General features: G+C 59.5%; 18 protein-coding genes. 6 read left to right on the top strand and 12 right to left on the bottom strand.

All coding sequences use genetic code 11. From position 1 onward, the window contains the following. Nucleotides 1-2: 2 nt before the first annotated feature. Nucleotides 3-917: a LysR family transcriptional regulator gene (locus L6D74_RS05280; protein ID WP_236188048.1), complete on the bottom strand. Its 915-nt coding sequence runs from the start codon at nucleotides 915-917 to the stop codon at nucleotides 3-5. Between the two features lie 213 nt (nucleotides 918-1,130). Here L6D74_RS05280 and L6D74_RS05275 point away from each other — a divergent pair, with 213 nt between their 5' ends. From L6D74_RS05275 to L6D74_RS05265, 3 genes are all read left to right on the top strand, one after another. Then, nucleotides 1,131-2,471: a nucleobase:cation symporter-2 family protein gene (locus L6D74_RS05275; RefSeq protein ID WP_236188047.1), complete on the top strand. Its 1,341-nt coding sequence runs from the start codon at nucleotides 1,131-1,133 to the stop codon at nucleotides 2,469-2,471. Nucleotides 2,472-2,501: 30 nt separating this feature from the next. Continuing rightward, nucleotides 2,502-3,011 (top strand): nucleoside deaminase, encoded by a 510-nt coding sequence (locus tag L6D74_RS05270; protein WP_011334143.1) that lies wholly within the window; start codon nucleotides 2,502-2,504, stop codon nucleotides 3,009-3,011. Nucleotides 3,012-3,145: 134 nt separating this feature from the next. Next, nucleotides 3,146-3,805 carry a carbonic anhydrase gene (locus L6D74_RS05265; RefSeq protein ID WP_011334144.1) on the top strand — a complete coding sequence of 220 codons (660 nt, stop codon included), beginning with the start codon at nucleotides 3,146-3,148 and terminating at the stop codon, nucleotides 3,803-3,805. A gap of 124 nt (nucleotides 3,806-3,929) precedes the next feature. Here L6D74_RS05265 and L6D74_RS05260 read toward each other — a convergent pair whose 3' ends face one another. After that, complete coding sequence (locus tag L6D74_RS05260; protein WP_236188046.1) at nucleotides 3,930-5,153, bottom strand: zinc-dependent alcohol dehydrogenase; 1,224 nt, start codon at nucleotides 5,151-5,153, stop codon at nucleotides 3,930-3,932. Nucleotides 5,154-5,417: 264 nt separating this feature from the next. Here L6D74_RS05260 and L6D74_RS05255 point away from each other — a divergent pair, with 264 nt between their 5' ends. Then, nucleotides 5,418-7,208, top strand: coding sequence for a thiamine pyrophosphate-requiring protein (locus L6D74_RS05255; protein ID WP_221397352.1), 1,791 nt, complete (start codon nucleotides 5,418-5,420; stop codon nucleotides 7,206-7,208). A gap of 267 nt (nucleotides 7,209-7,475) precedes the next feature. Here the strand turns inward: L6D74_RS05255 and L6D74_RS05250 are convergent, their stop codons facing one another. Further along, entirely contained in the window at nucleotides 7,476-7,991 is a 516-nt protein-coding gene (locus L6D74_RS05250; protein ID WP_236188045.1) for a cupin domain-containing protein, read from the bottom strand. A 123-nt stretch (nucleotides 7,992-8,114) separates the two neighbouring features. After that, nucleotides 8,115-8,585, bottom strand: coding sequence for a MarR family winged helix-turn-helix transcriptional regulator (locus tag L6D74_RS05245; protein WP_064596594.1), 471 nt, complete (start codon nucleotides 8,583-8,585; stop codon nucleotides 8,115-8,117). A 285-nt stretch (nucleotides 8,586-8,870) separates the two neighbouring features. Between L6D74_RS05245 and L6D74_RS05240 the strand changes: the two genes are divergently transcribed. Continuing rightward, nucleotides 8,871-9,494, top strand: coding sequence for a ferredoxin reductase (locus tag L6D74_RS05240; protein ID WP_236188043.1), 624 nt, complete (start codon nucleotides 8,871-8,873; stop codon nucleotides 9,492-9,494). A 36-nt stretch (nucleotides 9,495-9,530) separates the two neighbouring features. Next, a complete protein-coding gene (locus tag L6D74_RS05235) occupies nucleotides 9,531-10,604 on the top strand; it encodes an aromatic ring-hydroxylating oxygenase subunit alpha (RefSeq protein ID WP_236188041.1) in 1,074 nt (357 codons plus the stop codon). Between the two features lie 95 nt (nucleotides 10,605-10,699). Here the strand turns inward: L6D74_RS05235 and L6D74_RS05230 are convergent, their stop codons facing one another. Genes L6D74_RS05230 through L6D74_RS05195 form a run of 8 tightly spaced genes read right to left on the bottom strand, consistent with a single transcriptional unit; the run spans nucleotide 10,700 to nucleotide 20,326 of the window. Continuing rightward, nucleotides 10,700-11,494 carry a cyclase family protein gene (locus tag L6D74_RS05230; protein WP_236188040.1) on the bottom strand — a complete coding sequence of 265 codons (795 nt, stop codon included), beginning with the start codon at nucleotides 11,492-11,494 and terminating at the stop codon, nucleotides 10,700-10,702. Continuing rightward, entirely contained in the window at nucleotides 11,472-12,473 is a 1,002-nt protein-coding gene (locus tag L6D74_RS05225; RefSeq protein ID WP_236188038.1) for an NAD-dependent epimerase/dehydratase family protein, read from the bottom strand. The genes L6D74_RS05230 and L6D74_RS05225 overlap by 23 nt, the downstream gene beginning before the upstream one ends. 9 nt (nucleotides 12,474-12,482) lie before the next feature. After that, nucleotides 12,483-13,466 (bottom strand): fumarylacetoacetate hydrolase family protein, encoded by a 984-nt coding sequence (locus L6D74_RS05220; RefSeq protein WP_236188037.1) that lies wholly within the window; start codon nucleotides 13,464-13,466, stop codon nucleotides 12,483-12,485. Further along, nucleotides 13,463-14,044 (bottom strand): cupin domain-containing protein, encoded by a 582-nt coding sequence (locus L6D74_RS05215; protein ID WP_236188036.1) that lies wholly within the window; start codon nucleotides 14,042-14,044, stop codon nucleotides 13,463-13,465. Before L6D74_RS05215 ends, L6D74_RS05220 begins: the two co-directional genes overlap by 4 nt. Before the next feature lie 13 nt (nucleotides 14,045-14,057). Then, entirely contained in the window at nucleotides 14,058-15,305 is a 1,248-nt protein-coding gene (locus L6D74_RS05210) for an MFS transporter (RefSeq protein WP_236188035.1), read from the bottom strand. Further along, a complete protein-coding gene (locus tag L6D74_RS05205) occupies nucleotides 15,295-17,769 on the bottom strand; it encodes an efflux RND transporter permease subunit (protein ID WP_236188034.1) in 2,475 nt (824 codons plus the stop codon). The genes L6D74_RS05210 and L6D74_RS05205 overlap by 11 nt, the downstream gene beginning before the upstream one ends. Nucleotides 17,770-17,773: 4 nt before the next feature. Then, a complete protein-coding gene (locus tag L6D74_RS05200; protein WP_236188031.1) occupies nucleotides 17,774-18,877 on the bottom strand; it encodes a WD40/YVTN/BNR-like repeat-containing protein in 1,104 nt (367 codons plus the stop codon). A gap of 60 nt (nucleotides 18,878-18,937) precedes the next feature. Next, nucleotides 18,938-20,326 carry a DUF1329 domain-containing protein gene (locus L6D74_RS05195; protein ID WP_236188025.1) on the bottom strand — a complete coding sequence of 463 codons (1,389 nt, stop codon included), beginning with the start codon at nucleotides 20,324-20,326 and terminating at the stop codon, nucleotides 18,938-18,940. Nucleotide 20,327 lies beyond the last annotated feature (1 nt).

Genomic DNA, 20,327 nt, shown 5'->3' with positions numbered 1-20,327 from the left:
TCTCATAGCGTGGTGGTCTGCCCGTTGCGATCCCGTTCATACACCTTGTTGCCCTGCAACTTCTCCTTCAGCCATCGCTCCGCCTTACCCAACGGCCGCTGCCGCGCCCAGAGCAAATCCACACCAATCTGCCAGTCCGTATGCGGATACGCCGAGAGCTGCAGTTCCACCAGCTCACCCTTGGCCAGTTCACGCTGAATGAGTTGGCGGGGCAGGGTGGCCCAGCCGAGTCCGGCGCGGACCATTTCCAATAACGCCAGATAGCTTTCCGCCTGCCACAACTGGGTCGAACGCAGGTATTCACTGCTCGGCAGTTTGCTCGCGTGGGCGCTGAAGGCCAGGCGGCGATGGACGTGCAGGTCCTCGAACGTGACGTTTTCGAGTTGCGCCAATGGGTGCCGGGGATGGCAGACGTGCAGCATGATCAGTTTGCCCAGTTGCTGGAACGCCAGCTCCTTGGGGTAACCAGGCTGTGAGAACGCCACACCGAGCACCGCTTCGCCGCTGCTGACCAGTTCACTGACGTCTCCATGGACCGGATGACGAATGATCAGGTCGACAAAGGGGAAGGCTGCTTCGAAGGCTTTGAGCACCGGCATGATCGGGCCGTACGGCGTTTCAATGGCCAGTGTCAGGCTGGGCTCTACGTTTTCCGACAGACAATCGGCGTGGGCTTCGAAGGTCATGCAGCGTTCAAGCACGGCTTCGGCCTGCACCAGCAATTTGTGGCCGCTGGCGGTGAGGGCAGGGCTGCGGTTGCTGCGGTCGAACAGGTCGACGCCAAGGTCGGTTTCGAGGTTGGCAATCGCTGCGCTGATGGTCGATTGGGTCTTGCCCAGTTTGCGCCCGGCGGCGGAAAACGATCCGCTTTTGACTACTTGGACGAACATCAACAGTTGATCGAGTGAGAAGCGCAAGCGTTGAACTCCCGGTTCGAAAATGAAGGTTTGGAGCGGCTAACGGATGCCAGATCCGTGCCATCGGAAAAAGCGATGGTTGCTAATTTGTTTCATCGCAATAAACGTTCAAATATGGCCCCGTTTCAAACGATCTCCGGGGCGGATCCACCTTCAAACGCCCTGGGCATGCCCGCAATCTCAACAGATGCCGCACCTTCAGGAGCGTGTGAAATGACCACACAACGCATTCATCCGGTGGACGAGGTTTTGCCACTGCGACAGTTGTTCACGTTTGGCTTGCAGCATGTGCTGGTGATGTACGCGGGAGCGGTGGCGGTGCCGCTGATTCTTGGCAGCGCGATGGGGCTGACCTCGGCGCAGGTGGTGTTGCTGATCAACGCCAACCTGTTGACCTCTGGTGTGGCGACGCTGATTCAAACCCTCGGTTTCTGGAAGTTCGGCGCCCGCCTGCCGCTGATTCAGGGCTGCTCGTTCATTGCCCTGGCGCCGATGATCATGATCGGCAAAGAGTTCGGCCTCAGTCAGATTTTCGGCGCGGTGATCGCGGCGGGATTTATCACCGTTGCGCTGGCACCGGTGTTCAGCCGCTTGTTGCGGTTTTTTCCGCCGGTGGTGATTGGCAGCCTGATCACCATTATCGGCATCTCGCTGATGCCGGCCGCGGCGATCTGGCTGGGCGGTGGCAATCCCGATGCGGCAGATTTTGGCAATCCCGCCAATCTGTTACTGGGTTTGGCCACGGTCAGTGTGACCCTGGTGATCTACGCCAGATTCAAGGGCTTCATCGGCAACCTCAGCGTGCTGATTGGCCTCTTTGTCGGCAGCCTGATCGCAGCGGCTTGCGGCATGACTCACTTCAATCGGGTCAGCGAAGCGGCGTGGTTTGAGCTGAGTGCGCCGATGGCATTCGGCGCGCCGGAATTCGCGCCGGTGCCGATTCTGATCATGACCCTGGCGATGCTGGTCATCATGGCCGAGACCACCGGCAACTGTCTGGCGATCGGCAAATTGACCGGCAAACCGACCACGCAACAGACCCTCGGCAATGCATTTCGCGCCGATGGCTTGTCGACCATGCTCGGTGGCTTGTTCAACAGCTTTCCTTACAACGCCTTCACCCAGAACACCGGCTTGATTGCGCTCTCCAACGTTAAAAGCCGCTTCGTTGTGGCCGCTGCCGGGGCAATCATGGTGCTGATGGGCCTGTTCCCGAAACTCGGCGCGTTGATCGCCGCGGTGCCGACGCCGGTGCTCGGTGGCTGCGCGATTGTGATGTTCGGCATGACCACGGTGGCGGGGATTCAGGAACTGTCACGGGTGCAATTCGAGGGCACGCGCAACGGCATTATCGTCGCCGTGTCAGTGAGTGTCGGGGTGCTGCCGATGTCCTTTCCGGCGCTGTTCGAACACGTCGGCCCGACCCTGAAACTGGTGCTCGACAGCGGGATTTTTCTCGGAGCGATCACCGCCATCGTCCTCAACATCCTGCTCAACGATGAAAAAAAATCGACCGAAACCATCGGCGCTACATCGGCTGAACTGGCCGACTGACTTTTGTTTTCCACTGCCCTGGAGTTACCCATGAATCAATTGACTGAACTCATCCCGGCTGGCATCAGCGCGCTTGATCTGACGTTACTGCGCCAGACCATTGCCTTGTCCGAGGCATCGAAGCAACGCGGTCGCCATCCGTTCGCGGCATTGGTGGCCGACCGCAACGGCAAGGTGATTGTCGAAGCGGGGAACAACTCAATGCCCCCGGAAGGTGATCCAACCCAGCATGCCGAGTTGGTGGCAGCGGCGGCAGCGGCAAAACTCCTGTCGCCGCAGGAGTTGGAACTGTGCACGCTGTACACCAGCGCCGAGCCATGCTGCATGTGCGCCGGCGCGGTGTATTGGACGGGGATCGGACGTGTGGTCTATGCCTTGTCGGAGCATGCCTTGCTGGGACTGACGGGGGACCATCCGGAGAATCCGACGTTCTCGCTGCCGTGCCGCGAGGTGTTCGCCAAGGGGCAACGTAAGGTCAGTGTGTTGGGGCCGATGCTGGAGGGGGAGGCGGCTGAACCGCACAGGGGGTTTTGGTCGTAACAGGTTTTGAAACGAAGCTCGAGTGATGTGATGTCGCGCACTCGCATGCGACGTCTGCAATAATGACGCCCCACTGAGACGCGAAGGCATCAAGTGCTCGTCTCGGCATCCGGAATCAGGTTTTGGAGGACTCCATGCGTGACATTATTGATGGCTTTCTGCGTTTTCAACGCGAGGTGTATCCACAACGCGTCGAGCTTTTCAGGCAGCTCGCGACAGAGCAAAACCCAAAGGCGTTGTTCGTAACATGCTCGGACAGTCGTGTAGTGCCTGAACTGCTCACACAGCGGGAGCCGGGTGAGCTGTTCGTGATCCGCAACGCCGGCAACATTGTGCCATCGTATGGCCCTGAACCCGGTGGTGTTTCGGCCACCGTCGAATATGCGGTTGCAGTGCTCGGCGTACGGGACATCGTGATCTGCGGCCACTCGGATTGCGGAGCGATGGGCGCGATTTCACGCTGCACGTGTCTGGATCATCTTCCGGCAGTTGCCAACTGGCTTCGGCACTCGGACGCCGCGAAAGCGATCAACGCGGCGCATGAGTTCGATACGCCACGCGACAAGCTCGATGGCCTCGTTCGTGAAAACGTGATCGCACAACTGGCGAACCTGCGGACTCATCCATCGGTGGCGCTTGCGCTTGAGCAAGGACGTTTGAATTTGCATGGCTGGGTCTATGACATCGAGGCAGGTTGCATCGATGCGCTGGATGGAGCCACTCGACGCTTCGTTCCACTGTCCGATTCACCGACCACCGTTGCCGTCGCTGCGCGCAACGGTGGTCAGATATAACGGCGACAGACAGGTCGGGACGGGGAAAATTTCGTCCCGGCCGATCGGTCCCTGGCCCGAATCAAAGACCCACCGATGACTCACAATCTTTTGATATTTCACGTCCTTTCTTTTATTCACACATTTACGTGGCCAACGCCGTGGTGTTGACATCGTGTTCCGGTAGAGCCACATCGCTATCGCCCGGCGTCAGAATGACCTTGCGGCAATCCTCTTCCTTTTTATCAAAAATTTTATAGCCCTCTGGAGCCTGTTCCAGCGACATACGATGGCTGATGATAACCTCCGGTGAGAGGCGGCCTGCCTCGATGTGATGTAGCAGTTCCGGCAGGAAGCGATGCACGTGGGTTTGACCCATTTTGAAAGTCAGACCCTTGTCAAACGCGTCCCCGAAAAGGAATCCATGTATGAATCCAGAGTAGACTCCAGGGACACTCACAATGCCACCACGTCTGACAGCTGCAATACACTGGCGCAGAGCTTTGCCGCTACTTCCCTCGAGCTTGAGTGTCGCGAGAACCGTTTCCGTCGTACTGCCTTTCGCTTCAAACCCGACCGCGTCCACGACGCCGTCGACGCCCCGCATTCCTTTGGTTTGCCGAATGATCGTATCTGCAGGGTCGTCGTCTTCATCGAAGTTGATGGGAATTACGCCGTATGTTTTCTGCGCGTAAGCCAAGCGGTAAGGATGGTGATCGACCATGAAAATCTGGTCGGCCCCGAGCATTCTTGCGCAGGCTGCACTTAATAAACCGACAGGGCCCGCACCATAAATGGCGATGCTGGAGCCGTTGCCAATCCCCGCGTTCGTTACAGCCTGATACGCAGTCGGGAGGATGTCGGAGAGGAAAAGAACTTTTTCATCCGGCAGTGTCCCTGGCACTTTGAACGGCCCGGTGTTGGCTTTCGGTACACGCACGTATTCGGCCTGCCCGCCAGGCACTCCGCCGTACATATGGCTGAATCCGAACAGCGCGGCTCCCGGGGGTATCGCCTTTTTATTCAAGATCGCTCCACGCCCCGTATTTGTAGTTTCGCAGGCCGCGAACAGATCCATTGCGCAGAAGAAACAGCTGCCGCAGGCAATGACGAAGGGAATGACAACCCGATCGCCCGGCTGCACGGCGGTCACCGCTGAACCTGCCTCCTCGACGATCCCCATGAACTCATGACCGAAAATATCGCCATGCTCGACGGTTGGAATCTTTCCTCGATAAAGGTGAAGGTCAGATCCGCAAATCGCGGTTGCCGTCACTCGAAGAATGATGTCATCGCTGTCCTGGATGACTGGATCCGCAATGTTGTCGACTTTGACGCTGTGCGCGCCGTGATACGTAAGTGCTCTCATGGCGTCCTACCTCTGACTTTCACTGGATGTAAGTGGGAGAGGGCACACGGAGAGCGTAAGTTCATAATGAAAGGCGGGGGAAGTGACTGGCGGTGGTCCTCACAATGAAGAGCGCCTTATCACCCTGTCTTGCGTCTCCGTCGTGATCCGCAATTAATCGAAACTTCGCCGTCCGCCGGGCGGTCCAGACCTTTACATCTCCCGAGCGTGTCGTGGATGTCGGCGCACCGGGATGTCATACGCAATGAAAAGATGAGGTCGGACATGACGGTGACAGTGGGTGATTTTCTGGTCGAACGCCTGAGCCAATGGGGTGTGACGCGAATTTTTGGTTATCCCGGCGACGGTATCAACGGCGTCTTCGGTGCGTTGAGCCGGGCGGGCGGCAAGATCGAATTCGTCCAGGCGCGTCACGAGGAAATGGCGGCGTTCATGGCGTCCGCCCATGCCAAATTCACCGGTGAACTGGGTGTGTGCATCGCGACATCCGGCCCCGGCGCCTCGCACCTGATCACCGGACTGTACGACGCTCGGCTGGACCACATGCCGGTACTGGCGATTGTCGGGCAGCAGGCGCGCACGGCACTGGGCAGCCATTATCAGCAGGAGCTGGATCTGGTCTCGATGTTCAAGGATGTGGCCGGAGCATTTGTGCAACAGGCCTCGGCGCCGTCCCAGGTCCGGCACTTGCTGGATCGTGCGGTGCGCACGGCGATTGGCGAACGCCGGGTGACTGCGTTGATCCTGCCGAACGACCTGCAGGACTTAGAGTACAAGGCGCCGGCGAGGGCCCACGGCACTGCGCATTCGGGGGTTGGTTACAGCAAGCCGAAAGTGCTGCCTTATGACGCGGATCTGCAACGTGCGGCCGATGTGCTGAATGCGGGAGAGAAGGTTGCGATTCTGGTGGGTGCCGGAGCGCTGCACGCCAGCGAGCAAGTGTTTGCGATTGCCGAGAAACTGGGCGCCGGAGTGGCAAAGGCACTGCTCGGCAAAGCTGTATTACCGGACGAATTACCTTGGGTCACAGGTTGTATCGGTCTGCTCGGCACCGAACCGAGCTACAAATTGATGACGGAGTGCGACACCCTGCTGATGATCGGATCGGGGTTTCCTTATGCCGAGTTCTTGCCGAAAGAAGGGCAGGCGCGCGGGGTTCAGATCGACCTGCAACCGGACATGCTCAGTCTGCGCTACCCGATGGAGGTGAACCTTGCCGGCGATGCGGCCGAGACCCTGGCGGCACTGGCACCGTTGCTCGAACACAAGCCGCTGCGCAAGTGGCGTAAAAAGATCGAAGGCTGGCGGGCGAGCTGGGATAAAACCCTCGAGAAGCGCGCGATGGCCAAGGCCGACCCGGTTAACCCGCAACGGGTGGTGTATGAGTTGTCCCCGCGTCTGCCCGAGCAGGCCATCATCACCAGCGACTCCGGTTCTTGCGCCAACTGGTTCGCCCGTGACCTGAAAATCCGCAAGGGCATGAAGTGCTCGCTCTCCGGTGGCCTGGCCTCGATGGGCGCCGCTGTGCCATACGCGATAGCGGCGAAGTTCGCTTTCCCGCAACGGCCGGTGATCGCCTTGGTCGGCGATGGCGCCATGCAGATGAATAACATGGCCGAACTGATAACGGTCGCCAAATACTGGCGACAGTGGGACAGCCCGAAGTGGATCTGCGCCGTGTTCAACAATGAGGATCTGAATCAAGTCACCTGGGAACAGCGCGTGATGGAGGGCGATCCGAAATTCGTTGCCTCGCAGAGTATTCCGGATGTGCCTTACCATTTGTTCGCCATCTCCATCGGCCTCAAAGGCATTTTTGTCGATCGGGAGGAAGACGTGGCCGCAGCCTGGGAGCAGGCGTTAGCTTCCGAAGTACCGGTCGTCATTGAATTCAAGACCGACCCGAATGTGCCGCCGTTGCCGCCGCATATCAAGCTGGAACAGGCAAAGAAATTCGCCAGCACGTTGCTCAAGGGTGATCCGGACGAAGCGGGCGTCATCGTGCAAACGGCTAAACAGGTATTGGGGACGGTATTGCCCGGGAAGCGCAAGTAGTGACGGTAAGACCCGCGAAGAGTTTCGTGACGATGGCTTGGTTTTCAATCTGCATATCACCAGGACGCCGGGGAGTCAGGGCGTCCTGGCGTCAAAGGTGAACCGAGGAAGTTCCGATCAGAAACACTATTTAACATAATATACATTACACGTAACAAAGTATTACGGAGTCAGCCCGGTTGCGCACGCCATTTCGATCTCCAGCATCGCTTTCAAACGACCTGATCTTTGTTACCTGTAGATCCCTCTATTTAAAATGTGCCGCTCTCAATCCTCGGCACGCGTCAGCTTTTCAATCAGCGCTCGATGCTGCGGATACCGCGCTGTGAGTTTTTGCCGACTTCCCATTTCCATATCGGCGAAATCAAAGCCTGGTGAAACCGCTTCGCTGATCAAACCAAATCCGTTCTCGCCATTCAGCAGTCTGGAGGCTTTCCAGATTCCGCCCGGTACGTGCAATTGCAAATGTTGTCCGGCTAGAACATCGCTGCCCATCACCAACGTCTGCAGTGAACCGTCTTCAAGGATCAAGCTGTACTCAATGGCATCGCCCAGATGGAAATAATGCAGGATGTCCGAATGGTTGAAATGAAACTGGCCGACCGGTGAATCTTCGGTAAGCAGGTAGTAAATCGACGTCATCAGAAAGCGTGAGCCGCTCGTGGTTTCAAGCATGTCCCGGTGATCAGCCTGGTATGTCCTGCGGAAATAGCCGCCCTCAACATGATCTTCAAGGTCCAGTGATTCAATCAAGTTCGACGCACTGATCTGACTCGGATTCATGGCCTGCTCCATTGTTTTTCAATACATTATGTAATAACTCGACTAAACGACCATTTAGTGTAGTTAAGCGAAAATTCAAGACGAACGACGAATTTAACAGCTAAATCTCGGTCTTCCGCTGATTCATTCCTCACTCGGGTCGTAGCTGTTCACATTGGGCACTTGCAGATGCAGGCGCCCAAGCAAGTCAACCAATGTATCAACCTCAGCCGGAGTCAAGCCGCTGAGCAGACGCGACTCTCGCTCAAGTGCAACTTTGAGCACGCGGTCATGCAGTTCTTTACCGCTGGCCGTCAATCGCACGGTGTAACGCCGTGCATCCTTGGGATCCAGTTGACTGGTGATCCGCCCCGCCGCTTCCAATGTCTGCAATGAACGACTGACAGCGCTCTTGTCGAGGCCGATGGCTTGGCAGATTCGATTGGCGGTGATGTCGGATTCAACGGCCAGCATTGAAAGCATCCGCCATTCAACCACGCCGATTCCGAAGTGTTTGCGATAGCACTGGGAGGCCCCGGTGGCGAGTTTGTTCGCCAGGAACGTCACCAGGCCAGGTACATAACGCGACAGGTTCAGTTGTGTATCAGTAGCCATCGAGAAAACACCATAGATCAAAGACCTTACATATTGGTTGACACCGCAACCAATTTATCTGAGGATTCACTCAGCCAAGCATTGCGGACAATGCGCCGCATGATACGCCGTAGCACAACCTCAAAAAAATAATTAACAGGTCTTGCTTATGAACGCTCCCCACCCGTGCCCTTTATTGGCGCCCATGATTAGCCACCCTTTCTACTTCTTCTTGCCCGGCTGATTCGTCACCCGCTCGCCCCCCTTTCTTTTTTCAGCAGCCACTTCAATGTGGAGGGAGAAGTCATGCTCCAAGTCAACGTCACCCGCAAAGTCGACGAGGCCGAGGATATCTGCAGTTTCGAGCTGTGCTCAGCAGACGGTCGCCCCCTACCGCCGTTCAACGCCGGGGCACACATCGACATCCACATTGCCGAAGGTCTGACCCGGCAGTACTCGCTGTGCAATGACTCCAAAGAGCGTCATCGCTACGTCATCAGTGTGCTGAAAGATCCCGCCTCGCGCGGCGGTTCCGCTGCGATGCACGACACCATCAGTCAGGGACAGACGCTCAGCATCAGCGAACCACGCAACCTCTTTCCACTCGCAGGCTCAGCCAGGCGCCACCTGCTGTTTGGCGCAGGCATTGGCATCACGCCGATGGTGGCAATGGCCCATGAACTTCACCACCAAGGAGCAGATTTCGAGCTGCATTACAGCTTTCGATCCCGTGAGCGTGCCGCGTTTATCCAATGGCTCGCCCAAGCGCCCTTCGCCAGCCGCGTGCATTTGCATGACGACAGCGGATCGCCTGCACAGAAAGCCGATCACCGTGACCAGTTCATGACCGCCGCCGAACACGCTGCCAATGACCGTTTCACCCCATGCTGCTCACGTGCCAAATCGCCCCGCCTGGTATTGGACCTTTGACCTGAACCGAGCCTTGACCGCTCGCCGGAGAACATCATGACCACCGCTGCCCTGCCCCTTGCACACGAAATTCTCCCGGCCACTGCGTCGAGCTTCCCGCTCGATCAATGGTACGTCGCGGCTTTGAGCCGGGAACTGAAAAACCAGCCGCTTGGCCGCACGTTACTGAACAAACCGGTAGTGCTTTTTCGCACGGCGGATAACCAGGTCGCCGCACTGGAAGACCGCTGCTGCCATCGTGCACTGCCCCTGTCCGGTGGCACGGTAGAGGAGCGCGGTTTGCGCTGCGGTTACCATGGACTGCTATTCAATGAAGGCGGTAAATGCATCGAAATTCCGGGCCAGGACAAGATTCCGAGCAAAGCCAAAGTGCCTGCCTACCCTGTCCGGGAGCAGGATCAGATCATCTGGATCTGGTTCGGCAGCGCTGAGCATCCGCAGCCGACATTCTCGCCACCGGTCTACGACGTGCACAGCAGCGGCAAATACCTGTTCGACGGTGATGTCTACCACTACGACGCGCCTTATCAACTCATCCACGACAACCTCATGGATCTGAGTCACCTGGGCTATGTCCATCTGCACACCATTGGTGGCAACGCCAGCATTCACATGAACGCGCATATGAGTGTGGACAGCGACGACTCGATGGTTCGCGTGGTTCGCCACATGCCCGATTCCGTTCCGCCGCCGACCTACACCGCCGCCTATCCGTTCAAAGGCAACATTGACCGCTGGCAGGAGATCGAGTTTCACGTCAATCACCTGCGCATCTGGACCGGCGCGATCGACGCAGGCACTGACGACTTGAATAACCCGGATCGAGGCGGTTTCCACATGCGTGGTTTTCACGGCGTAACGCCAGAAACAGACACTTCAAGCCACTACTTCTGGACCATGGCCACCAACCCTGAACATGATCCCGAGGCCGTCACAGCCAAAGTCCTGCATCAGACGCGATTGACGTTCGACGAAGACAAAGTGGTGATCGAGGCGCAGTACCAGAACATGTGCCGGTTCGGTACGCGCCCGATGATTGATATTCATGTCGACGTCGGTGCCAATCGTGCCCGTAGAATCATTGAGCGACTGCGCAATCCGACGGGTTGATGGCCGCAAAACAGTGGCGGCGGCAAACGCCGTCCACTGTGTTCAAAGCCTGCCGTTCTCTTGCTGTCGTTAAAGGAATGTCTTAAACAGCCCGATCACTCTTCGAAAATAGCCACCGCACGCACAAAACCTGCAGACGCATGCCGGATTTTGTAGGGAAAGCACGACACCGTGAAGCCGCTCGCTGGCAGGGATGCGAGGTTGGCCAGTTTTTCCATTTGCCCGTAGCCAATATCGCGCCCGGCCTTATGCCCTTCCCAGATGATCGAGGCATCGCCGCTGGCGGCAAAACGTTCACGGGTGTACTTGAACGGCGCGTCCCAGCTCCACGCATCAGTGCCGACCACGCGCACGCCGCGTTCCAGCAGATACATCGTCGCTTCGCGTCCCATGCCAATGCCGGCATCGAGATAACCCGGCTGGCCAAACAACGCCCCGGCGCGTGTATTAACCAGGACGATATCCAGCGGTTGCAACGTGTGCTCGATACGTGCCAGCTCCGCTTCGACCTCTTCTGCCGTCACCACGTGACCGTCAGGCAAATGGCGAAAATCCAGTTTGACCCCCGGCTGCAAACACCAGTCCAGCGGCAACTCGTCAATGCCAAACGCCGGCTCGCCGCCATCGGTGGTCGAGGCGTAATGCCAGGGCGCGTCCATGTGGGTGCCGCTGTGGGTGGTGATCTGCAAGCGCTCGGCGGCCCACGATTCATTGCCGGGCATCTGCTCTAGCTGCAAACCCGGAAACATCGCCGCCATCTCCGGCCAGCCTTGCTGGTGATCCATGTAATCGATTTTCGGCAACAGCGGCGGCGGGTCTGTATACGGGTTGTTATCGAGGGTCACCGAAAGGTCGACCAGACGACGTTTACGCTGGATGGGCTGTGACATGAGGCGTATCTCCGTTCAACGGCAGAGGCCGATAAGGGGCTGGATTGAGGGCGTTGCGAATAAGCGTGGCGACGTTGCCGTCATGGCAGAAACCGGCAGCGCGGGCCTGCGGGGTTTTCAAGGGAGGCATGCGCCCGAACAGGGTTTCGAGGTCAAGGTCAGCGGCGAAACTGATCAGCGCACGGCGTTGCTCGCCGTAAGTTGCCGCCAGTGCATCGATGACCTGGGCGATGGACAACTGCAGCACCGGCAGTTGCCAGACCCGCTGTTGCGCGGCGACGTCATCCAGTTCAGCGGCGTGGATCAAGTTGTTCACGCAACAGCGCGCCGACATCCACCACGCCGTCGCTTGCGGCGACACCGGGCAGCAATAGTCAGCGCCCTCGGCAAAGGCACGCATCAAGTCGCTCATGAAGGCCGAGCGCAACCCGTTGGGTTCGCGTGGGCGCGCGACAATGCCCGGCAGGCGCACCGCGCGACTGTCGACTTCACCGCGCCGACCCAGATCGATCAGCGCGCGCTCGACCATCACCTTGTGTGTGCCGTACGACAGTTGCGGTTGCAGTTCAGCCTGCTCGTTCATCTTCGCCGGCAGATCAGCGCCGTACACCGCGACGCTGCTGGCATACACCAACACCGGAGGTCGCGCCTTGTTGCGCAGTTGATCAAGCAGTTCGAGGCTGGCCAGCAGGTTGACCTGATAACCCAATTCGTAATGCGCCTCCGCTGCTCCGCCGGGAATGCTGACCAGGTGAAACACCACATCAATGCCATCGGCCAAGACACGGCGCATCAACGCCGCATCCGTCACGCTGCCGCTGTGCCGACGCAGGCGCGGATCGACTGGCAGGCCTTGGACATCGGTGTCCAGCACCAGCAACGAACGAATGACTTGCCCGCGCAAACTGCTGCGCGCGAGCAGACAACGCAGCAGTTCGCGACCGACAAAGCCATTGGCTCCGGTAATCAGTACACGCATGGGCGTTCCTTAGCCGTGGGCCTTGACGACGCGTTGATCGATCGCACCGAACAGTGACCGGCCATCGCTGCCGGTGACGTCCATGCGCACGCGATCACCGAAACGCATAAAGCCTGTCACCGGCGCGCCGTGCTCGATCATCTCGATGGCCCGACGTTCGGCGATGCACGCCGAGCCGACGTTGCGCTCGGCATTCGACACCGTGCCGGAGCCGATCAGGGTGCCGGCGCGCAAGCGCCGGGTTAACGCGGCGTGGGCGATCAGTTGGCCAAAATGAAAGTTCATCTGCGCGCCGTGCGGCTGGCCACACCACTCGCCGTTCCATTGCACTTGCAGGGGCAAATTGACGCGCCCATCACGCCAGGCTTCGCCGAGTTCATCCGGGGTAATCGCCAGCGGGGCAAAACTGGAGGACGGTTTTGCTTGCAGAAATCCAAAACCGGTGCGCATTTCACGCGGTGCCAGCGCACGCAGGCTGACATCATTGATCTGCAGAATCAGCTTGATGTGCTGCAACGCGTTTTCCGCCGAACAGCCCATCGGCACATCATCGACCAGCACGACAAATTCGCCTTCGAAATCGATGCCCTGGCTTTCGCTCGGCAGTTCGATGTCATCGTGTGCGCCGATGAAGTCATCACCGGCGCCCTGATACATCAACGGCGTACGGTCAGCGCCTTCGATCGGGTCGAGGTTGAACGCCTTCTGCATCAGTGCACCGTGACTGAGAAACGCCGAGCCATCGCACCATTGATAAGCACGCGGCAACGGGGCCATCGCCTGCGCGGGGTCGAAGGCAAAGGCCTCGCGGCAATCGTGGTTTTCAAGCTCACGCGCCAGGGCTTGCAAACGCGGCTCGGCTTCAGCCCAGTTTTCGATGGCTTGCTGCAAGGTCAGCGCTACCGAACGGGCGTCCAGCGCCCGGGCCATGTCACGCGAAACCACCACCAATTGGCCGTCACGGCTACCGTTTTTCAAGGTTGCGAGCTTCATGATTTTTCTCCCGGGCAGTCTTGCAATTCAGCGGCGAAACGCCCGTCCAGCAGAATAAACACCATGCGCGCCATGGCCTCGGTACGGTTGCTCCACGCGTGATGGGTGCCGCGCTGAACCACCACGTCGCCGCGTTTGAGGTGGACTTCTGTCTCGTCGAGCACCAGCCACACTTCGCCTTCGGTGACGATGCCGTAATCGAGGGTTTCGGTGCGGTGCATCAGTTTGTGTCGCGCGTTGGCGTGACCGGTGCCGGCGTGCGCCTGGCCAATCTCGGCAAATGCAGCCGCAGCAGAGGCATCGCTGACCTGGTTCTGCACGCTGTCCGGCGGAATGTCGACGACACGAATCACACTGCCTAGCGGGCCGGGGCTCAGTTGCAAGGGTTTGCTAGTTGGATCATCGGCATTGTCGAGCAGTGCCGGACTGCCGCTGCTGTTCCATATTTCATGAAACACCGTGCCTGGCACCGCTTGCAGTGCGAAGACGTTGGCAGTTGCTCCGTGACTGGCGACGACCGCGCGGCCTTGGGCATCATGTCCGGTGACCACGCGTTTGAATGGGGGAAGCGCTTGCATGGAAAATCCTCGTTCAATGGCCGTTGCCGATGGAGTCGTGCCCGCCGACATGGCTGCGGGTCAACAGTCCACCGAGCCTCGGCACGGACAGACAAAACAGCGCCACAACCAGTTGCAGCCAACCGATCATGGCCAGTGCTTGAGGCAACACCGTGGAAGCCCCGGAAGTGATGGCGAGTACCACCAGCGGGCTGATGAACTCGCCGGCAAAAATCGCGGCGGTGAAACACCCCGCCGCTCTCCCCCGCTGATCAAAGCCGACTTGCGCCATGATCCAGGTGATCAACGTCGGCAACATCAGACCGATGCCCAGACCATTAACCAGTACCGCGACCACCACCTGCGCGTGGCTGCCGGCAGCGGCCATCAACAGCCCGCCGATGCCAGCCAGGCCAAAGGCAATCAGCAACACATGCTGGCTGCGCAGACCGCTCAACAGGCGAAAACTCAAGGCCCCGACGAGCACACCGAGTTGATTGGCGCCCATGGTCATGCCGATCTGCTGCGGCGCATCCACGTGCAACAAGTTGAGCAAGTAGCCGGCCTGCACCGGCACGATGAACAGGCTCAGGCCCGCGAGCAGCGACAATGCATACATGGGTGTTAGTGCCCGCCATGGAAATGCGCGCGGGGCTGGCACCGGCAATGTTGCTGCCGGTTGCACGCGGGGTTGCGGTTCCCAGAGTTTCCACGCCATCAGCGGCAGGAAGATCAGCCCGACCGCGTACAGCGCAAACGGCGTGCGCCAGTCGTCCTGACCGAGAAAACCACCCAAGGCGATAAAAACCGCAGCAGACAGCGACGTCGCGACCATTTGCAGTGCAAACAGGCGTTCACGGCGTGCGCCGCTGTAGTAGTCGCCCATCAGCGTGGTGCAGCAGGTCATGATCCCCGCCTCCGCCAGACCTATCCCGGCGCGGCTGGCGACAATCGCCGGCAGCGAGTCCAGCCACAGCGGCAACACACCGCAGAGCGTGTACAGGGCCATGCTCGCCAACAACAGCGGTTTGCGTCCGAGCCGATCGGCGATGACCCCGGCAAACGGTGCCAGCAATGCAATCATCAATGCCGGCAACGTCAGCACGATCGGCACCAGCACGGTGCTGCCCGCGACATCGGCAAAATGTGCCTGCATGCGCGGCAATACCGGTGCGAGCAATACCGCGCCGAGCACGGGCAGACAGCTGCCGAGCAGCAACAGCAACGATTGCGACAAACCGGCACGGCGGCCGCTGCTTTCCAATGAAGATTCAACGGCCATGACAGGTCTCCCGATGACGCGATTGAACAATATCTACCGCCACAGCTCGTGACGGCACGGCCACATCGACTGCCTCCGCTGGCGTTTCCGCGTCGGTGTTCGTGCGCCGTGCAGGCAGCAGGAAGTACGCCAGCGCTGGCAACAACACCAGTGCGCCGACCATGTTCCAGACGAACATGAACGCCAGCAGCACGCCCATGTCAGCCTGGAATTTGATCGGCGAGAAGATCCACGTGGCCACGCCAATGGCGAGCGTGATACCAGTGAGCATCACCACTTTGCCGGTGGACACCAGTGCGCGGTAATAAGCCTCGGACAGGCTCGCGCCCTGGCGCAGATGGCCGAGCAGAATGCTCATCACATACAACGCATAATCGACGCCAATGCCGACCCCCAACGCAATGACCGGCAACGTCGCGACCTTCACGCCGATGTTCAGCCAGACCATCAATGCTTCGCAGAGGATCGAGGTGACCATCAGTGGAATCACCGCGCACAGCGTGGCGCGCCACGAACGGAAGGTGATCAGGCACAGGACGATCACCGCGCCGTAGACCCAGAACAACATCTCGCGATTGGCCTGTTTGACCACGATATTGGTCGCCGCTTCGATGCCGGCATTGCCCGCTGCCAGCAGGAACTGCACATCATCGTTGTTATTGGCGGCGGCGAATTGCTCGACATGATCGACCAGCCGCGTCAGCGTTTCAGCCTTGTGGTCGGTGAGATAGGCGTACAGCGTCAGCAGGCTGCAGTCCTCGTTGTACAAGCCGCGTGGCGCACTGGCGGTGATCATGTTGAGCATCGCCTGATTGTTCTGCAGCTCGTACCACTTGGCGCTGCCTTCGCTGAGGCCAACCAGCATGCGCCGGTTGAGCAAGGCCAGCGAGTTGGTCGAATCCACCCCCGGCAGCGCGCGCAGTTGCCAGTCCAGCGCATCGACCTTGGCAAGGATGTCGTAACGCGCACATTGCCCGGCCGGGGTCTTGACCATCACCGCGAACAAATCACTGCTGGCACCGTAATGCCGGGTCAGAAACGCATCGTCCTGGTTGTAGCGCGAGTCAGCACGCAGCTCCGGTGCACCGGCATCCAGATCACCGATCTTCAATTGCAGGCTGACCACAAAACCCAATGCCGCCAACGCCAGGCTGATGGCAATGCACAGGCTGGCCCAGCGACGTCGGGTAAACAGATCGAGAAAACGCCAGAAGCCATGACGCCGCGCCCCGGTCTGATCGTTCTGCTCGCTCTTGAGGCTCAATTGCGCCGCACGCGGCGTTACGCCGACATAGGACAGCAACACCGGCAGCAGAATCAGGTTGGTGAAAATCAACACCGCTACACCGATGCTGGCGATCACAGCCAGATCCTGAATCACCTGGATCTTGATCAGCATCAGCACGGCAAAACCCACTGCGTCGCACAACAATGCCGTCAGCCCGGCCAGGAACAGCCGGCGAAAGGTGAAACGTGCGGCAACGACCCGGTGCATGCCGCGACCGATGTCCTGCATGATGCCGTTCATTTTCTGCGCGCCGTGGCTCATGCCGATGGCAAACACCAGAAACGGCACCAGCACCGAGTACGGATCCAGCTGATAGTCGAGCAACGGCAACAGACCCAGTTGCCAGACCACCGCCACCAGCGAGCAGAACACCACCAGCACGGTGCTGCGCAGGCAGCGTGTGTACCAGAACAGCACGGCGGTGGTGATCAGGATCGCGACGGCGAAGAACAACAGGATCTGCTTGAGCCCGGCAATCAGGTCGCCGACCTTTTTCGCGAAGCCGGTGATGTGGATGTCGATCCTGTCGTTCTGGTACTCGCTGCGCAACGCCTCCAGTTGCTCGGACAGCACCGAATAACTCAGCGCCTGGCCGTCAGCAGTGGTCGCCAGCAACGGCACATAAATGATGCTCGAGGTTTGATCGAACGCCACCAGTTGACCGAGCTCGTTGGAGCGCTGCACGTTGCGACGCAAGGCCTCAAGACTGGCCGGTGTGCCAGCGTAATCATCCGGAATCACCGGGCCGCCATCCAGGCCGTCTTCAGTCACTGCGACCCAACGTGTTGCGGGCGTCCACAGCGACTTCATGTAGGCACGGTCGACGCCGGGCAGCAGGTAAAGCTTGTCGCTCAACGCCTGCAAGGTTTTCAGATAATCAGCGTCGTAGATATCGCCCTGGCGATTGGCGACGACAATGCGCAAGGAGTTGCCCAGACCGCTGAGCTGCTTTTGATGTTGCAGATAATTGGCGATGTAGGGTTGTTGTGTGGGAATCATCTTTTCGAAACTGGCGTTCAGCTCGACGCGCGTGGCCTGATAGCCCAAGAAGAGCGTGGTCACCAGGCACACCAGCAACACCCACAACCGGTGATTGAACAAAGTGCGTTCCACGACCGAGCCGGAGCGCGGGTCGAAACTCGCCAGGCTGGCCGTGGCGTTGTCGAATGGTTTCATAACCTCACTCCGAAGCTGTAGCAGTGGGCGATGCAAGCCGCGTCAACCCGGTGAAACCGGCCAGCACCAGGCTGCCATCAGCGGCCTGCACGACACTGGAAATCGATTTGCCCAGCGGTTTGCCGAAAGGCTGAAGGGTGGGTGCATCACCCGAGGTGCGAAACATTGCGCCCGCCTGATTGATCAACAACAGCTGGCCGTCGGCGGTGCGAATCGCTTCACTGAAGGAAACCGGCATCGGTACGGGCGCGGGCAGAAAGCTGTTACCGTCGTCGGTGGAAATGAACGCGTTGCCTTTCAGTCCTGCCGCCAGCAGCGTGCCGTCATCGCGCACTTGCAGGGCGAAGAGGCTGCCGCTGTACGGGCTGTCGAGCGCGACGAAAGATTGTCCACCGTCCTCGGAACGCGCCACATAACCTTGCTCGCCGGAGATGAACCAACGCTCGCCGTGTTGCGCGATGGCATACAGATGCGCGCCCATCGGATTGTCGATCTGGCCCATCAGCGAGTGCCAGCTCACGCCGCCGTCTTCGGTGGTAAACGCGAGGCCGTAGGCGCCGACGATCAGGCCGTGACGCGCATCGGTGAACTTGAGGCTGAGAAACGGTTTGTCCGCGCCTTCGCTGACCATCCGTTCGGCGGTTTGCACGCGCGCCGCCGCTGCGTCGGGGTCAATCGCTGTCGGCAGTTGCTCGCGTGCGGCGTGCAACTCCAGTTGCGCAGCGCGGTTGCCGTCCAGCTGCAACGCCCAGTTTTCGCCGCCGTCGTGGGAGACCAGCACCGCACCGGCATGACCGACCGCCCAGCCCGTGTTGGCATCGACAAACTGCACCGCCGTAAGGCTGACGGAGACCGGCACCTGCGCCTGCCGCCAATTGATACCGTTGTCATCGGAGAGCAAGACGATGCCGCGTTCGCCGACCGCCACCAACCGCGCACCTGCCCGCGCCAGATCAAGCAACACGGCTTGCCGGGCCTGCGGCGCGCGCATCGCCGGGGTGTGCAATACATCCCCAACGACAGCAGCCTGAGCCTGGCTCACGGGTAATACGCAAGGCAGCGCCAGTAACGCTAACAACCGCCCGAGCACCTGACAGATTCTGTTCATACCGACCTCGAAACCACCTGTGAAACCGGATCGCCACACCGTGTGGCGATCCGGCCCGATTCAACGAACCCCGGCACCCGCCATCGCCGCCGGCGAGAATTCAGACGCCTTGTAGCGATCGACCACGCCGTATTGCTCAGGCAGACCGGTGTAGACGTTCTGGATAAACCAGGCGCCGGAGGTCAGGTCGTAGAACCCCGAAGACAGCTGCGCTTGCGCTGGCAGATCCGGCAGCACGGCGGGCAGCGACCACAAGGTTTTGGCGAGTTGGCCGTTGGCGTCCCAGCGATCGCCGAGCATGGCTTGCCAGGTATCTTCGTCGAGGTAGTAGCGGCCTTTCGGCAATTGGTGACGCTTGCCCGGCGCGAGTTCGGCGTCCACCACCCACACGCGGTGCAATTCCCAGCGCACGTAATCGGGGTTCATGTGATGAGCCAGGAACAAATCTTCCGGTTTGCCGGCCGTCAGGACTTTGTTGGTGTTGTAAGGGATGTACATTTCCTGCTTGCCGACCAGTTTCCAGTCGAAGCGATCGATGCGCCCCTGGAACACGCTCAACTCATCGAACGACATCACCCCGGCGGTGGCCGGCGTCGGTGTGTCGCAACAGGCATTCGGCAACTTGCGCACGCGGCGCTGGCCGGTCAGATAGACGTGGGCCTGGGACTTGTCGCCGTTGATATTGGTGCGCCCCATGATTTGCTCACCGGCACGCAACGGCGGGCCGACGTTCAGCAGGCGGAACAGCCAGTAATCACCGGCGAAGCTTTCCGGCGTGCCGTCCTGGTAGTAATACGGCATGTCCTGGATCGCCTGGCCGTCGGTGGTCATCACCTGTTTGCCGTCTGCGGTCATCAGGTAATGGCGAAAGTGCATGGCCAGTGACGTGCCGCGCCAGTTGAGGATGTGGTTCCACATGGCTTCGGCGCCGTTATGCGGAATCGGGAATGGAATACCGCCAAACGCACCTTCGGGCACCGGTCCGGCGCTGCTGTCGACCAGTTTGGCGCGGGTCGCGTTTTTCAGGGTGTTGTCATACACCCATTGCGGCGCGGCGGCCGTGCGACGGGTCGGATAGACATCTATGCGATAGGTCTCGGGAAAACGCTTGAACATTTCCTTGGTGCCATCGCTGAGCTTGGCGGCGTATTGCGCCAGGTTTTTCGAGGTGATGCTGAACAGCGGCTTGTCGGCCGCAAACGGATCGCTGCGTTTGCCGCCCGGTTTATACGCCGGGTCGACCTTGGTGTAACCGCCCTGCCAGGCCGGAATGCTGCCGTCGGCATTGCCTGCGCGTTCGGCACCCATTGGCGTGAGACTGCTCGACAGTTTGGCCGCCTCTTCTGCGGTGGCCGCAGTTGCAACCTGACTCAGGACGGTCAGCGTTCCGAGCAAGGCAAAGCACAGGGCCTTCAGCCGTGGGAAGCGATTGTGGTGGTGAGAAGTCATG

This window comes from Pseudomonas pharyngis, from assembly GCF_021602345.1.
Taxonomy (GTDB): Bacteria; Pseudomonadota; Gammaproteobacteria; order Pseudomonadales; family Pseudomonadaceae; genus Aquipseudomonas; species Aquipseudomonas pharyngis.
The sequence above is the reverse complement of the archived record's forward strand: the minus strand, read 5'-3'. Positions and strand labels throughout refer to the sequence as shown.